The 14,236-nt window shown below is 57.4% G+C and carries 16 protein-coding genes and 1 pseudogene; 6 read left to right on the forward strand and 11 right to left on the reverse strand.

Features of this window, described 5'->3' with window-relative positions; all coding sequences use genetic code 11:
- Positions 1-66 precede the first annotated feature (66 nt).
- Positions 67-282, forward strand: a complete 216-nt coding sequence (locus AB3G88_RS13565) for a hypothetical protein (protein ID WP_099583093.1) — start codon at positions 67-69, stop codon at positions 280-282.
- A gap of 48 nt (positions 283-330) precedes the next feature.
- Here AB3G88_RS13565 and AB3G88_RS13570 read toward each other — a convergent pair whose 3' ends face one another.
- Together AB3G88_RS13570 and AB3G88_RS13575 are read right to left on the reverse strand one after the other, a co-directional pair.
- Positions 331-600, reverse strand: a complete 270-nt coding sequence (locus AB3G88_RS13570; RefSeq protein ID WP_099583095.1) for a DUF6555 family protein — start codon at positions 598-600, stop codon at positions 331-333.
- Positions 601-967: 367 nt separating this feature from the next.
- Positions 968-1,282 carry a hypothetical protein gene (locus AB3G88_RS13575; protein ID WP_480454350.1) on the reverse strand — a complete coding sequence of 105 codons (315 nt, stop codon included), beginning with the start codon at positions 1,280-1,282 and terminating at the stop codon, positions 968-970.
- 407 nt (positions 1,283-1,689) lie between these two features.
- Here AB3G88_RS13575 and cyoA point away from each other — a divergent pair, with 407 nt between their 5' ends.
- From cyoA to cyoD, 4 genes are read left to right on the forward strand one after another with little or no spacing between them, the layout of a single operon-like run.
- Entirely contained in the window at positions 1,690-2,613 is a 924-nt protein-coding gene (cyoA, locus tag AB3G88_RS13580; protein ID WP_191958399.1) for a ubiquinol oxidase subunit II, read from the forward strand.
- A 2-nt stretch (positions 2,614-2,615) separates the two neighbouring features.
- Positions 2,616-4,589, forward strand: coding sequence for a cytochrome o ubiquinol oxidase subunit I (gene cyoB / locus AB3G88_RS13585; protein ID WP_480454352.1), 1,974 nt, complete (start codon positions 2,616-2,618; stop codon positions 4,587-4,589).
- A gap of 3 nt (positions 4,590-4,592) precedes the next feature.
- Positions 4,593-5,207, forward strand: coding sequence for a cytochrome o ubiquinol oxidase subunit III (locus AB3G88_RS13590; protein ID WP_480454353.1), 615 nt, complete (start codon positions 4,593-4,595; stop codon positions 5,205-5,207).
- Position 5,208: 1 nt separating this feature from the next.
- Entirely contained in the window at positions 5,209-5,547 is a 339-nt protein-coding gene (cyoD, locus tag AB3G88_RS13595) for a cytochrome o ubiquinol oxidase subunit IV (RefSeq protein WP_480454355.1), read from the forward strand.
- A 194-nt stretch (positions 5,548-5,741) separates the two neighbouring features.
- Here cyoD and AB3G88_RS13600 read toward each other — a convergent pair whose 3' ends face one another.
- The 8 genes from AB3G88_RS13600 to AB3G88_RS13635 form a co-directional block, all read right to left on the reverse strand.
- Positions 5,742-7,343 (reverse strand): histidine kinase famiy protein, encoded by a 1,602-nt coding sequence (locus AB3G88_RS13600; protein WP_480454357.1) that lies wholly within the window; start codon positions 7,341-7,343, stop codon positions 5,742-5,744.
- Between the two features lie 109 nt (positions 7,344-7,452).
- On the reverse strand, positions 7,453-8,337 hold the full coding sequence (locus AB3G88_RS13605) for a manganese catalase family protein (protein WP_158878292.1): 885 nt from the start codon (positions 8,335-8,337) through the stop codon (positions 7,453-7,455).
- 331 nt (positions 8,338-8,668) lie between these two features.
- Positions 8,669-9,685: a zinc-binding metallopeptidase family protein gene (locus AB3G88_RS13610; RefSeq protein WP_256673649.1), complete on the reverse strand. Its 1,017-nt coding sequence runs from the start codon at positions 9,683-9,685 to the stop codon at positions 8,669-8,671.
- A gap of 224 nt (positions 9,686-9,909) precedes the next feature.
- Positions 9,910-10,839 (reverse strand): ZIP family metal transporter, encoded by a 930-nt coding sequence (locus AB3G88_RS13615; RefSeq protein WP_099583104.1) that lies wholly within the window; start codon positions 10,837-10,839, stop codon positions 9,910-9,912.
- Between the two features lie 22 nt (positions 10,840-10,861).
- Positions 10,862-11,089 carry a PLD nuclease N-terminal domain-containing protein gene (locus tag AB3G88_RS13620; protein WP_099583105.1) on the reverse strand — a complete coding sequence of 76 codons (228 nt, stop codon included), beginning with the start codon at positions 11,087-11,089 and terminating at the stop codon, positions 10,862-10,864.
- Between the two features lie 95 nt (positions 11,090-11,184).
- Positions 11,185-11,631 carry a DUF421 domain-containing protein gene (locus AB3G88_RS13625; RefSeq protein ID WP_480454359.1) on the reverse strand — a complete coding sequence of 149 codons (447 nt, stop codon included), beginning with the start codon at positions 11,629-11,631 and terminating at the stop codon, positions 11,185-11,187.
- A 7-nt stretch (positions 11,632-11,638) separates the two neighbouring features.
- Entirely contained in the window at positions 11,639-12,157 is a 519-nt protein-coding gene (locus tag AB3G88_RS13630; RefSeq protein ID WP_480454361.1) for a hypothetical protein, read from the reverse strand.
- A complete protein-coding gene (locus tag AB3G88_RS13635) occupies positions 12,154-12,663 on the reverse strand; it encodes a CinA family protein (RefSeq protein WP_480454363.1) in 510 nt (169 codons plus the stop codon). Before AB3G88_RS13635 ends, AB3G88_RS13630 begins: the two co-directional genes overlap by 4 nt.
- A 73-nt stretch (positions 12,664-12,736) precedes the next feature.
- Here AB3G88_RS13635 and AB3G88_RS13640 point away from each other — a divergent pair.
- Positions 12,737-12,856: pseudogene (locus AB3G88_RS13640) on the forward strand (transposase domain-containing protein); the annotation flags it as partial.
- A 74-nt stretch (positions 12,857-12,930) separates the two neighbouring features.
- Here the strand turns inward: AB3G88_RS13640 and fabF are convergent.
- Entirely contained in the window at positions 12,931-14,229 is a 1,299-nt protein-coding gene (fabF, locus tag AB3G88_RS13645) for a beta-ketoacyl-ACP synthase II (RefSeq protein ID WP_400524311.1), read from the reverse strand.
- Between the last annotated feature and the right edge of the window lie 7 nt (positions 14,230-14,236).

Here is a 14,236-nt window from a genome sequence, read left to right on the forward strand (position 1 = left end):
TTTTATTGAAATCGTTCAACTCATCATGGATTGTGAGTGAGCTTTTAATTCAGGGAGGAGTCGAACATGTCTGGTCTACACGCGAACGGCCAGTGCGCCCAATGTAAACAGCCCTTGGAGCCGACGACGGACGAACCCTCCTATCTGGTGTCCACAGCCGCCGAGATGCTCTGCCCGCAATGCAGGCAACAGTATCTGGCGGACTTGATGATGGACGCCCTTCAACGCAGCGCCCTCAAGTTATGCATGCTGCAGGAACGTCGAAAAAACAGTAAGGTTTGACTCAAACCAACACCACACTCAAATGAGTTCATTTGTTAAAAGTTGCATTCATTCAGGGGGCGGCGGTACATAGGGCTGTGCAATAAATGGAATACTGCCAGAAGGACGCCACCTGACATTCTCCAGGCCGTAGCGTTCTGCAAGGGGTCTGCTGACCCGCTTGATCTTTTCATGGCGTGACCGCGGAATTATACCGATCCCAGCATCGCAAGATGCCCAATGCCACGCTTCTGCATTATTCATAACCTCCGCTCTTATAATGAAAGATCTCGGCTTATGATGGTATTCGTACTCGATAATATATAAAGAATTTTTCATATGCCCTCCTTCTGATTTTTGTTATTGGAGCAGCGCGAAGGTTCAGATTTTTCCTCTTTGATGTGTATTTTTAGTTGCGCCAACTTACGGCCCCGCCGGGATATGACCATTCGTCGGCACCTCATGAAAAAAAACAAAACCGTTTTCGCTTTAGCGCTTCTTACTATTGAGCCTGTTCCCTCCAGGCTCTGGTAAAAACTCCTGTCTTGCCCGTACTCCGTACGGGCTTTTTTTCGAGCTGTACATAGGCCCGTAACGCTATTAGGCGAGCCGGTGACTAGTGCGCCGAACTTATATACGCAACGGCGGCTTATTTCGCTGCGTCTGAATGCGCTGCGGTGAGTAACTTGAACTTCACGGCGCTCCGTTAATCGTCCTCGTGCATGTGTCCATCGGCACAGGGCAGCCGTCCCGATTCTCCGCCAGCGATCCGTTCCGCCTGATCAATGCCGCGCTTGAGCGCGTCGTGCACGGTCCATTCGGCGCCCGGCAACTGCCTGGTGCGTTCGACCACGCATTGCCCCGTCGCTGTATAGACGCTGACCAACACTTCGATATCGGCGTCTTCGCGCTCCCGGGCCCTGACTTCGATATGGCAACCGTTTTCCACTTCCTGAGTAAAGCATTCCTCTTCCAATGCCTTTTCTGCCCATGCTTTATAGGTATTACCACGAATAAACATAACTATTCTCCCGGGCCGTTAGTGGGTTGACCCTCAAGTAAGACCTGAATGCTTTAGCAGGGATTCCGTCTTTTTTCCAAGGCCAACTGCATCATGTCTACTGCCGTTTCGCTTGTTAAGCCGTTCGTCAGGCGAAGTAACAAATTGTTAAACCAACCCCGTGACGTCTATTCAAAATATTCGGCAGCGCGGTGAAACCGCCCACCGTAGAGCAGCAGCGAAAGCCAACAGATTCGGGCAGTGGATGCGTTTTATCCATTGATGGCGCTGTATTGCCTGGCGTCAGGCACTTGACTGCGCCAGGCACTAACAAACGCAGCGCCAGCGTTTCGCTTAAGTCATTTACGAACACTGTCGCCGGAGTTTCGGCACCGTCACAACGGACGTTTTCAATACAGGAGCAAGGCATGAAACGAGCGATTGGCTATTGCCTGGCATATCTCGCCAGCGTCTTCTTGTTAAGCGGCTGCAACTTAGTGGTGTTCAACCCCAAGGGGCAGGTTGCAACCGATGAGCGCGACCTGATTATCCTCGCCACCGGCTTGATGCTGTTGGTTGTGGTGCCGGTGATCGTGCTGATGTTCGTATTCGCCTACCGCTACCGCGCCACCAATAAAAAGGCCCGTTACTCACCGCGCTGGGCCAGTTCCCACAAAATCGAAGCGGTGGTGTGGGGCGTGCCGCTGCTGATCATCATCGCCTTGGGCTGGGTGACGTGGAAAACCACCCACGCCCTCGACCCCTATCGCCCGCTCGACTCGGACACGCCACCGATCAACGTCCAGGTGGTGGCCACCGACTGGAAGTGGCTGTTCATCTACCCCGACCTGGGCATCGCCAGCGTCAACGAACTGGCCTTGCCGGTGCACACGCCGGTGAGTTTCACCATCACTTCCGATGCGGCCATGACGTCGTTCTTCATACCGGCGCTGGGTGGTCAGATTTACGCCATGGCAGGCATGCAGACCAAGTTGCACCTGATCGCCAACGAGACCGGCGAGTTCAAAGGGATTGCCGCCAACTACAACGGCCCCGGTTTTTCCGACATGCATTTCACCACGCTGTCATTAAGCCCCACCGACTTCCAGGCCTGGGTGAACAAGGTCAAGGGCGCCTCCACAACCCTTGACCAAACGAGCTATGCGCACCTGGCCAAGCCCACCATCAAGCACCCGGTGACCTATTACTCGGCAGTGCAGGAGCGGCTGTTCCTGGACATCGTCGATAAATACGAAGGCATGAACAAGGCCAATAAAACCAGGCGAGCGCCATTGAGCGGCACTGGAGAGCGCGCCGATCAACACACCCGTTTACTGGCCGAGGAGCAATAGCAATGTTCGGAAAACTCTCATGGGATGCGATTCCAACCACTGAACCGATTGTGATGTATACGCTGGCCTTCATCGGGCTGATCGGCGCGGCGATAGTGGGCACCATTACCTGGAAGCGCAAATGGGGCTATTTGTGGCGCGAGTGGTTCACGTCGGTGGACCACAAAAAGATCGGCTGTATGTACATCATCGTCGCGCTGGTGATGCTGCTCCGCGGTTTTTCCGATGCGATCATGATGCGCACCCAGCAAGCCATGGCCGCCAGTGGCGGGCCGGGTTATCTGCCGCCGGAACACTACGACCAGATCTTCACCGCCCATGGCGTGATCATGATTTTCTTCGTGGCCATGCCCTTCGTCGTCGGCCTGATGAACGTTGTGGTGCCGTTGCAGATCGGCGCACGCGACGTGGCCTACCCGTTTCTCAACGCGCTGAGCTTCTGGCTGTTCGTGGCCGGTGCCGCGCTGGTCAACGTCTCATTGGGGATCGGTGAGTTCGCGCGAACCGGTTGGGTCGCCTATCCGCCGTTATCCGGGTTGGCCTACAGCCCCGGGGTCGGGGTGGACTACTACATCTGGTCATTGCAGATATCCGGCATCGGCACATTACTGACGGGGCTGAATTTCTTCGTCACGATCTTGAAGATGCGTACCGAAGGCATGACATTGTTCAAGATGCCGGTGTTCACCTGGAATGCGCTGTGCACCTCGGTGCTGATCCTGGCGTCGTTTCCAATTCTTACTGCCACCCTGCTGATGCTGTCGCTGGACCGTTACCTGGGCATGCATTTCTTCACCAACGAAGCCGGCGGCAACCCGATGATGTACGTCAACTTGATCTGGGCCTGGGGGCATCCGGAGGTGTACATCCTGATCCTGCCGGCGTTCGGGGTGTTTTCCGAGATTGCCGCGACCTTCAGCAGTAAGCGGCTGTTCGGTTACGTGTCGCTGGTATGGGCGACGATTGCGATTACCGTGTTGTCGTTCATCGTGTGGCTGCACCACTTTTTCACCATGGGCGCAGGGGGTAACGTCAACGCGTTCTTCGGCATCATGACCATGATTATCGCGGTGCCGACCGGGGTGAAAATCTTCACCTGGCTGTTCACCATGTACCGTGGCCGGGTGCGCTTCGAGACCCCCATGCTGTGGACCCTGGGCTTTATCGTGACCTTCAGCATCGGCGGGATGACCGGGGTATTGCTGGCAGTACCGGGCGCCGACTTTATGCTGCACAACAGCCTGTTCCTGATCGCGCATTTTCACAACGTGATCATCGGCGGCGCGGTGTTCGGCTACATGGCCGGCCTGACCTACTGGTTCCCCAAGGCCTTTGGCTTCCGCTTGAACGACAAGCTGGGCCGCATCGCCTTCTGGTGCTGGCTGATCGGCTTTTATTTCGCGTTCATGCCGTCGTACGTACTGGGCTTCATGGGCATGACCCGCCGACTCAACCACTTCGATAATCCGGAATGGCGGCCTTGGCTGCTGCTGGAACTGCTGGGCGTGGCAATCATCCTCTGCGGCGTGGCCGCCCAGGCACTGCAACTGTTCGTCAGCATCCGCAACCGCCACCAATACCGCGACCTCACTGGCGACCCGTGGGACGGGCGCACCCTGGAATGGGCCACCGCCTCTCCGCCACCGCTGTACAACTTCGCCGAGCAACCCAAGGTCAATGACCTAGACGCTTATTGGGGCATGAAGGAGCGCGGCGTGAGCACCCTCAGCCATACCGATTACCGAAGCATCCACATGCCGCGCAACACCGCCTCGGGCATGGTGATCAGCCTGTTTGCGCTGATCTGCAGCTTCGCCCTGGTCTGGCACATCTGGTGGCTGGCGGCGTTCGGGCTGGTGGCTTCGGTGGTCGCGTTCGTGGTGCGCAGCTACGACGAAGACACCGATTACTTCGTGCCCGCGCAAGAGGTGGCACGCATCGAAACGGCACGTCTCAAAGACCTGGCAGAGGCTTGATCCATGTCCAATATCGTGATTGAAAAAGACGTCGCTCATATACAGGAACACGGACATGAAGACGCGGGTTCGCTGAGCGTCTTCGGGTTCTGGATCTACCTGATGACCGACTGCATCCTGTTCGCGAGCTTGTTCGCCGGCTATGCAGTGTTGCGCGACAGCGTGGCCGGCGGTCCTTCGAGCGTGGATATTTTCGAACTGCCCTATGTGCTCGCTGAAACCATGCTGCTGCTGTTGAGCAGCATCACCTACGGCTACGCGATGCTCGCGATGAACCGTGGCCAGCAAAGCCAGGTGCTGCGTTGGCTGGGACTCACGTTCGTGCTCGGCGCCGGCTTCATCGCCATGGAAATCAACGAGTTCCACCATCTGATCGCAGAAGGCTACGGACCGGACCGCAGCGCGTTTCTGACCGCGTTTTTCACCCTCGTCGGCACCCACGGCGCGCACGTGTTGACGGGGTTGATCTGGATGGCTGTGCTGATGGTGCAGATTCGCCAGAAAGGCCTGACCAACACCACCGCCACCCGGCTCAGTTGCCTGAGCCTGTTCTGGCACTTCCTGGATGTGGTGTGGATCTGCGTTTTTACCGTGGTCTATTTGTTGGGGGTGGTGTGACATGTACAAACAAAGTCCGATTCACAGCAGCGCCGGTACCAGCCATGGCAGTAGCCGTTCCTACTTGGTCGGGTTCCTGCTGTCGGTGCTGCTGACCCTGATCCCTTTCGCCTTGGTGATGTTCCCTTCGCTGCCGCGCACCATCACCGCCTGGCTGGTGGTGGCGCTGGGGGTGATCCAGATCGTGGTCCACCTCAAGTTCTTCCTGCATCTGGATACGGCCGAGGAACAACGCTGGAACCTGATTGCACTGATTTTTTCGGCGGTCATCATTCTTTTGCTGGTAGGGCTCTCGCTATGGATCATGGATAGTATTCACCACAACATGCTGGCGCACTGAGGTGTACACCCTGGCCTTCTGCGTCGGCCCCCTGCTGCTGGGAGTGGTGGCCCAGATGGGCATACCGTATTTCGCCGTGATCAGCGCCTTGGGCGGTTACTGGCTGGCGCTCGCCAACAGCGGAATGCGCCGTGTCGATCCAGCGCGCTGGGCGCGCTCGATCTTCGGCTTCTCGATTCTGTTGGTGATGGCCCTCAACCTGATGCTGGCGCTGTCCACGCTGTGTCGAGCAGGCTGCGAATCTTCCTGGGCAAATCAGCGGGCTGGTAGGGTTTGGCAATCAACTCAAACTCATGCACCTGTATATCCGCACGCTCCAGCGAGTCTTTCGCATAGCCCGTCGTAAGCAGCACCCTGGTGTGCGGATACAGGCGCGCTATCTCGCGCGCGAGCTCCGCGCCATTCATCTGGCCGGGCATGATCAAGTCACTGAACAACAGGTCATAGGTCGTAAAGGCGAGCCGGTCCAGCGCCTCGGCGGCAGTGTGCGCAATGTCGGTGCGATAACCGTAGTCAGACAGAACCTCCTGCGCGAGCTCGGCCACTTCGGGCCGGTCCTCCACGATCAAGATGCGCTCGTCGCCTTGAAGCGAGGTGGCCGCAGGCGTTTGCTCGACCCAGAGTTGGCTGTCGTTCGCCGGAAAATACAGGCATACCGTCGTGCCAACGCCTGGGTAGGAATGGATGCGCGCAGTACCGCCCGATTGCTTGACGAAGCCATACACCATCGACAACCCCAGCCCCGAGCCCTTGCCCTCTTCCTTGGTGGTGAAGAACGGCTGCATGATTTTCTCTTGGACGCTCTCATCGATGCCATTGCCGTTATCGCTGATCGAGAGGCCCACGTAGCGGCCTTCAGCCAACCCGTCGCGTTGCGCATTGGCATCGCCCGGAACCTGAACGTTGCGCGTCTTGACCGTCACGGTCGGCGCGGCATGTCCTTCGAGCGCATCCTGGGCGTTGGATAACAAATGCTGCACCGCCAGCTCCGCCTGCGCAGGGTCAATACGGCAGTTCCACAGGTCTTCAGCCAGATCCACATGCAGCTGGACATCCTGCAGTGTCTGCGCCAGGAAATCGGTGCGGCTCAGCAAGGTGTTCAGGTTGATCACGCGACTGTCGAGGCGTTGCTTGCGCGAGAACGCGAGTAGTTGTTGGGTCAGGGTTTGAGCTTTTTCGGCGGCGGCCCTGGCGCGGCTGGCGCTGTTGAAGATGCGCTGCGGGTCGGTGCCGGGGCGCTTGACGCTCTGCTGGATCAGTTCGAGATAACCGACCATCACCTGCAGCAGGTTATTGAAGTCATGGGCGATGCCGCCGGTCAGTTGCCCCAGGGCCTCCAGGTCCTGGACGCGGCGCACGCGCAGTTCAGCGTCGTGGCGCCGGCTCACGTCCAATTGGGAGGCAAAAAAGTACACCAATTGGCCGCTTTCGTTGAACAGCGGCGAAATGAACAGTTCATTCCAGAACGTCGAACCGTCCTTGCGGTAGTTGAGTACTTCCACACATACCTCATGGCGGCATGTCATCGCTTGCTGCACTTGCCGCAGCGCACGTTTATCGGTTTCAGGTCCTTGCAGGAGCCTGCAATTGCGTCCGATGACTTCATCCTGTTCATACCCCGTCAGCCTCAGGAACGCCTGATTGGCGAAGATGATCGGGTTGTCGGGTTGGGCGGGGTCGCAAACGATCATCGCGCTTTGGCTGGTTTCCATGGCCGCGAAAAACAGGTCTTTGCGGCTGGAAGAGAGCCGAGCCGGGTCGACACGGTCGACCACGGGCTTTTTCTTGCTTGCCAAGGTTCACCTCCAGTTACGTGGCGCGTGTTCCATGGACCGTGAAAACGTCGCACAGTGCCACCCTGCACTGAATTGACGCCCGCCGCAGGCGGTCGGGCGCCGCCCAACGTCAAATCTCGCGTTTAGATTGCATTCCCGAGCCCAGGTCAGCACCGGTAACGGGATCGCTCGTCGCGTCCGAGGCCGTGCGGATCTTCATCGCGCTCAACGTCGCTTCGTCATCGGCATCCAGTTGCACAGTGGCCAAGCCATCACCACCATCGACCGCCGGTTGCGGGTTCTCCACGAACTCCCACCCTTCGCCCTGGTTCCACGGGCCACGCACACTTTGCGCGCCTTGGGACATGTTGTAATAAACCTGCGTGAATTCCGGCATGCCCGGCAGCTTGCCTTGAGGGAAGTTCGGCTGGATCGAATGCAGCGCCTTTTCAAAAGACAGTTGATGCGCGATTTCCCGCGTCATCAAAAAGCCCAGCGCTTCTTTTACGCCCGGATCATCCGTGACGTTCATCAACCGCTCGTAGACGATTTTGGCGCGGGCTTCGGCGGCGATATTGGAGCGCATGTCCGCGGTGGGCTCACCGATGGTGTCGATATAGGCCGCTGTCCAGGGCACGCCGGCGGAGTTGGTCAACGGCGCACCGGCACCGTACAGCAGGCTGGTGATGTGAGAGTCATTGCCGGCACCGTTGAGGGAACGATACAACTCGCCCTCCTCTTCCACGCCTTCGGCCAGGCGCCCCTTGGCGCCCTTGTTGAGCATCACGATGATGGACCCGACGATCTCCAGATGGCTGAGCTCTTCGGTGGCGATGTCCATCAGCAGATCCTTGCGGCCCGGATCGTCTTCAGCCAAGGCCTGGGTGAAGTAGCGGGACGCTGCCGCGAGCTCCCCTTGAGCGCCGCCAAACTGTTCCAGCAGCAGGTTGGCCAGACCTGGATTAGGTTCGGCGACACGGACTGTGTATTGAAGTCGCTTGTTATGTAGAAACATGAACAAATCTCCTCAGGCTTAAGAAGGGGCAGCGCCCGCCTGGAGCACTGCCTACCTTTTTGTGAGGCGCTTCCCTGTTCATAAATTTCAAAATAAACCGTTGCAGTGCGACCAGCGGTCGGGGGTTACGCATCAAGCGAAACCGCGACGCAGAGCACTTGTGGCTCACTTCCCGGCGTCCTCGTTCGGCTCAGGCGATGAAAGGCGCGACTGGCAAGCGAAGCGCAAAGTCATGTGGTGAGCCGAAACTTATGTTGAAGCGAGCATGCACGTTCCCGCGCCTGTAGCCTCATCAGTTTGAACAAGCTACTCGCTGGAAGGCTTTCAGCCTTTAGCAAGTGGCCAGGTACTCGCAAAGCGTCGCCGAACAAGCCCGAACTGCGCCGTCCACAATCAGCTCATAACCATGAGTGTTTTCGGTAGGTATTGCTATGCACCCCGCTCTGGCCGACGAGCCATTGCTTAATACGGCGCTCGCATCTGAAGCAAAATCGACGAGTAACGCATATTGAGGGCTGTAACCACAGCGCTCTGCTGCAGCAGCTAAGGACGTCACGATGTCGCGTGTGTAATAGCCCTTTTCGTCGCCGGTATTGATGATTGGATCGACACTCAGCCTCGTTCCATACTCATCCATCACTGGCCCGACCTCTACAGCGATAGTGGTTTCACCTGGGAGAGATGCGGATGCGAACATCGCCCCTGCATTGGATTCTTCTTCCGACGTCGTAAATACAAGATATACGTCGCATGCCAGCTCATCTCGACGATGGCTCAATTGATGGGCGGAATCGATCACGGCCGCCATGGGGGCACGGTCATCCAGAAAATGCGCAGCGATGGCGTCACCCACCCGAAACGGTTCACGCCAATGACGACTCAACACGACCCGCGTACCTGGACGTACGCCCTGAGTGCGCAAGACCGGCGGTGAAGATCGCGTAATCACATGAACGTCATTCCAGTGCACGTTTCCCGATAACACATCAGCGCCTTGGGGTGCATTCTGCGTTGCATGCATTGAGCCGAAAGATAAAACGCCTGGGATAATTTCGTTATCACCCAGAATATCAACCGGACACATACCGAAATTCACCGGGTTCGCGCCTCCCAGCGCAGTAACTCTCAATGTGCCGTCTTCATTGACGCTCTTAACCACCATCGCGATTTCATCCATGTGCGCCATGACCCTTACGGCTCTGCGCGATTCGGTAACCTCCCGCTTACCCTTGATAAGTCCTATGACGTTACCTGCGGCATCAACCCATGTTTCGTCGCAGAGAGGAGTAATGGTTTGCAAGCATATTTCGCGAACCTCATCTTCCTGCCCACCTGGCCCGCGAGCCATCAGGAGTTGAGTCAACAACTCGGAAAGTGTGTTTTGCGGGTTTGAGGCTCTGGAATTCGCTTCACGTTGTGCATCAGACATTTTCGGTCTCTCGCGCAGGCATTTGTAAATGGCAAGCGGCGCCATTGCAGCGCCGCCTGGTTTCAAATCACGGCTTTTACTTGGATTACAAATTCGAGAGGTGTTCCGGAAATTTTTCAGGGCGACGGATAAAAGGTTCAGAACTAACCCAGGGCTGTATCAAGAAACATCATGACTGCGAAACCCAGCATCAGGCCTAAGGTCGCGGGTGTCTCATGACCATTGCGATGTGTCTCGGGAATGACCTCATGGGACACTACAAAAATCATGGCGCCAGCTGCTAAGCCGAGAGCGATGGGATACCCCAAGGCAAAGCTACTGGAAATCCCTAAACCGACAATTGCCCCCAAGGGTTCCATCAGCCCCGAACCAACCGCAATCAGCGCGGCTCGAAGCGCAGAGATGCCTGTCACCCGTAATGCCAGGGCGACTGCCAACCCTTCCGGAATGTCCTGTATGGCAATCGCGGTTGTCAGCGGCAGCCCCACCTTCATATCGCCGTTGGCGAAGCTCACTCCAATAGCCATCCCTTCTGGCAGGTTATGCAGCGTGATTGCCAAGACGAACAACCAGACCCGATTGATACGCTGCGCGTCCGGCCCCCTGCGTCCGCTTTTCTCGTGTTCGTGAGGGACGAAACGATCAAGGCCAACCATCAGCGCTACGCCCAATCCCAATCCCGCAACAACAACGCATGCTGCGAGCAACTGGTTTGCGCAAAGGGCCTGAGCTGCTTCGATACCAGGGAGAATGAGCGAGAAGGAACTGGCGGCCAACATCATGCCGGCGGCAAAGCCAAGCATGATGTCTTGCGTACGGGCGGTTATGTCACGCAATGCGACTGCTGCAATGGCTCCAAGTCCTGTCGCGGCGAACCCGGATAGCCCACCCAGAAAGGCAAAGTGGAGATTCGCCTTGTTGGCACCGACAAACGATCCATAACCGCTGACCAAGAGGAAAACAGTGACACACAACAGCAACGCCCAAAAGGACAGTCCTCCCCACCCTGAGCGGGAAACGTGTGCCAACCAACCGCGCAAGTGCACGCCAAAAGATGAAGAGGGTTCCGTCATTCTTCCTCCGTAGCTTTAAGCGTCAGCCTTTACTGTGCTCGGGCGAGGAAGGCCCCTCCTTGACGCCCCGTGGTCCGGCGACTCCCCAGACGACTAAACCCACTACCGGGAATATGATCAGACCAAGCGCCCACGCTGATTTTATCCCTACGGTTTTGTCGCTCCGAAACACGCTGACAATGGCCAATAGATCGACAAGCAGAATGAACACGGCGACAGCAATCGCAAAATAGCTGGTGGCTTCAGACATGGTTTAGCCCTCCTTAGGGTGTTAACCCTTAGGCTCCGGGCGAATACGGACGTTCCAAGAAAATCACGGGGCTGCAGCTAGTACGGGTCTGCGTTTTAATTTTCTTTGGCAATGATGGAGATTTTTCCGTTGCGCTCAATTATCGCGAACTTGATCTCTTCCAGCCTCTCGATACCTTGGCTGGAGCGCGCAGCCTCCATTACATCAGCTTCGATTAATCGAGCGTGACGCAGGCGTCTGTGCAGGAGCTTGCCATTCTCGACGATGATCGTTGGCTCACCATCGATCAGCCTTGATACCCAGCCAGAACGCTGTTTAAGCAGCGATAGGCCAACGTCAATGGCGATCAGCGTCACGATGACGAGCACGCCGTTGGTGATGGAAAAATCATCGCCCAGCAGCGCTTGCTGAGTGGCTTCGCCGATCATCATCAGCAAGACGAAATCGAAGGTCGTCAGCTCTGCCAATGAGCGCCGCCCGGCAATCTTGAAGAGCACCACAAGGGCTAAATACATTGCTCCTGCACGCAAGACAGAGTCCATAGGTCACCTAAGGAAAAATGAATTGAACAAGCCTTACGCTTGAAGTGCCGGCGGAGATGATTTTGCTGCGCAAGAGACCGACCGCGTCGCCGCGTAAGGTGATGTACAGGGTTGCCTGTCCATTGGCGTCAGTTTGCATCCAGAGTTTCATGCCCTGTGAGGAACTTCGTGAGCGCAACGGTTCGGGTTGTAAGGTTTCAATGCTGAAACCCTCCAGCAACTGCCCAGCCAGCTCCAGTTCAACGGGTGAATTTGGCCTTTCTGTCAGCGTGATTTTCATCGAGTTGGTGGAGCCGTTTCGATGAAACATCTCGTATTCGACCCTGACCTTCCCATCGTCGCTACGCACATCTCTCGAACTGAGCAGTCCTCTGGAAAACACGCCCCCGAGCGCCATCACCAAAATCAGAACCAACACGTACCAGCCGACCCGCTCGAAACGCCAGACCTTCAATTGATAGGCCATGTCCTCACGAACGGGACGGTTTCGGCTTTTCAAATCTGGATGATCGGTATCGTCGCTCATCGGGCTTCACCTGTATCGCCGAGCTGCGCGCGGCGATGAAAATGAGGAAGCTGGCGCAAGGCGTATTCGGTGGCTTCCTTTTGAACCTGACAACGCCCGCCGGAGAACCGGTGTTCGTGACTGAACAGATAGCACTTGTCATCGGACTGAAACGCCCAGGCAAAACAAACTGTGCCCGCGGGAATGCCGTCCACAGCGTCGGGGCCGAGTATCCCCGTAGTCGCGATGGCGGCATTTGCAGTGCTGTCTCGTAACGCCCCTCTGGCCATTTCCTCAGCGACTTCGACGCTCGTCAGGTTGAACGTCTCGATAGTCTGGGGGCTGACATGGAGCAATCGTTGCTTGGCCTGTGGCGAATAGACCACATAACCACATTCGATAAATTCGCCGCTGCCCTCCACTTCAGACAACAGCGTGACAATTTTGCCAGCGGTGCAGGACTCGGCCGTGGTCACTACCAAGGCGTGCTCACGCAAGTATTGGACGATCTCATCTGCGATGGGCATGTGCTGAACTCATCGGGGTATTGTTTGATCGACCACTATAGAAGCCGAACATTCCAACGATTTTCGACGAAAAGGATTTAGAGCGGCTGCGATTTACAGCCTGCTGGGGTCGGCCAAGCTCAACGACCTGAACCCGCAAGCCTATTTGACACGCGTGCTGGAGCGCATCGCCGTACGCCCGATCAGTCGGGTCAGTGCAGTTCGCACGCTTACTGCCTTGCAGCCTCTACAGCGACTCATCTGCCGTCTCCCGGGCACAACCTGTCATCACACTTCAGACTCAGGCACCCAGCGGCGGAACAGCACACTCGCGTTAACGCCGCCAAAACCGAACCCATTTGAGAGTGCGTTCGTGATCGCCATCTCCCGGGACTTGAGGCGTACCAAGTCAAGCCCTGCGGCCGCCTCATCGGCATGATTCAGGTTGAGCGTGGGAGGCACGACCTGATCACGAAGCGCCAGTACGGTAAAGATCGCCTCAATGCCTCCGGCCGCACCCAGAAGATGCCCGGTGGCAGACTTGGTCGAGCTGATTGCCACGCCAGAATCGATCCCGAATACCGCGCGAATGGCGGCCAACTCGCCCTTGTCACCGACCTGGGTGGAGGTCGCGTGTGCGTTGATGTGCTGCACATCCAGAGGGCTGACAGCCGCCTGACGCAGTGCCTGCTCCATGGCGCGGCGTGCGCCGCTACCGTCCTCGGGACCTGCGGTCAGGTGATAGGCATCTGCACTGGTGCCATAACCCACCAGCTCGGCCAGTGGCTTGGCGCCACGCGCGAGGGCATGCTCCAGTGACTCGATCACCAGCAACCCCGCGCCTTCGGACATCACGAAGCCATCGCGATCCCGATCAAAAGGCCGTGAAGCCTGCTGCGGGTGCTCGGCAAAACCGGTGGATAGCGCACGCGCCGCTGCAAAACACCCCAGGGTCACACGGTCGATCGCCGCTTCGGTACCGCCGCACAGGGCGATATCCGCCTCACCACTTCTGATGATCCTGGCGGCATCGCCGATAGCCTGTACGCCGGCGGCGCAGGCCGTGACCGGGGCGCCGAGCGGCCCTTTGAAACCGTGCTGGATGGAAACGTGCCCCGCCGCCATGTTGGCGAGAAAAGACGGCGCGGTGAATGGCGATAATCTGCGCGGGCCACGTGTGTCGGTGGTCCGCACAGCATCGGCAATCACACCAAACCCGCCCACGCCAGATGCAATAATCGTCGCGGTCCTTTGCTGGTCTGCGCTTTCAGTCGGGTGCCAGCCTGCCAGCTCAAGCGCCTCATGCGCCGCCACAAGAGCAAACTCAATGAAGCGATCCATCTTCTTGCGGTCCTTGGCCGAAATGATGCGCTCAGGGTCATACCCCGCGATGGCATCTTCCGCCAGTGACGGCACCTGACCACCGACTGCAACACCGGTCCCCTCGGTAACCTCGCCCGGTAGCTGGCGGATGCCCGAACGTCCAGCCAACAAGCGCTTCCAGACCTCCTCAACCCCGCATCCCAGCGGCCCGACAATGCCGACGCCCGTGACCACGATTCGCTTTTGTCCGTTGAGATTATTCATTGAACCC

The organism is Pseudomonas arvensis (assembly GCF_056688935.1).